Annotated in this window: 1 protein-coding gene; it reads right to left on the bottom strand. The window is 69.7% G+C overall.

Going from position 1 to position 1,065, the window contains the following annotated elements:
- Nucleotides 1–3: 3 nt before the first annotated feature.
- On the bottom strand, nucleotides 4–960 hold the full coding sequence (locus tag ACIBIW_RS36760; RefSeq protein ID WP_399342893.1) for an IS481 family transposase: 957 nt from the start codon (nucleotides 958–960) through the stop codon (nucleotides 4–6).
- Nucleotides 961–1,065 lie beyond the last annotated feature (105 nt).

Below are 1,065 nucleotides of genomic sequence, written 5' to 3' on the forward strand. Positions count from 1 at the left end.
GACCTAGGTGTATTGACCCGCAGGGTTGTTCACGCGGGTGATCGGTGGGTGGCCGCCGAGTGCGGTGTGGCAGCGGTGGTGGTTGTAGGTGTGCAGGAATTCTGTCAGGGCTGCTGTTCGTTCGTGGTTGCTGGTGTAGGGCCGCAGGTAGGCCCATTCGTCGAGCAGGGTGCGGTTGAAGCGTTCGACCTTGCCGTTGGTCTGCGGCCGGTAGGCGCGGGTGCGTTTGCCGGCCGCGCCGAGGTCGGCCAGGGCGTCGCGCCAGGCGAAGCTCTTGCGGTAGGGCCAGGCGTTGTCGGTCAGGACCCGCTCGATGTGGTCGATGCCGTGGGCGGTGAAGAAGGTGGCGGCACGGCGCAGGAAGCCCGCGCAGGTGGCGGCCTTCTCGTCGCCGTGGATCTCGCTGTAGGCGAGGCGGGTGTGGTCGTCGACGGCGGAGTGGATGTAGTCGAAGCCCATGCCGCCGCGGGTGGCTCGGCCGGCCTGGCGGCCCAGGACCTTGTGGCCGCCGCCGTCGGGGATCCGGCCGAGTTTCTTGACGTCGACGTGGATGAGTTCGCCGGGCCGGTCGCGTTCGTAGCGGCGGATGACCTGGCCGGTGGGCCGGTCCAGGAAGGCCAGGCGGTTCAGGCCGTGCCGGGTCAGGATCCGGTGGGTGGTGGAGGCGGGCAGGCCCAGGATCGGCCCGAGGCGGGCGGGGCCGAGCTTGCGGTCCTGGCGCAGGCGGCACACGTGGGCCTCGGTCGCCGCCGGGGTTCGGTGCGGTGTCGTGCGGGGACGGCTGGAGCGGTCGTGCAGACCTTGCTCGCCTTCGGCCCGCCAGCGGCGGAGCCACTTGTGGGCGGTGACACGCGAGATGCCCATCTCGGCCGCGACGTGCGCGATGGGACGCCCCGTACGGACGCGCTCGACGAGAAGCCGCCTGCCGTGAACGGTCAGCCGGGCATTACGGTGGGACACGAAGACCTCCGTGCGGTGAAGACTCGACACCTCCACCACACCGGAGGTCTTCGCCATGATCAAGCCCCGCCAGCGTTAACAACGCTCATGATCAATACACCTAGG

It is taken from the genome of Streptomyces sp. NPDC050560 (assembly GCF_044457285.1).
In the GTDB taxonomy this organism is placed as follows: Bacteria; Actinomycetota; Actinomycetes; order Streptomycetales; family Streptomycetaceae; genus Streptomyces.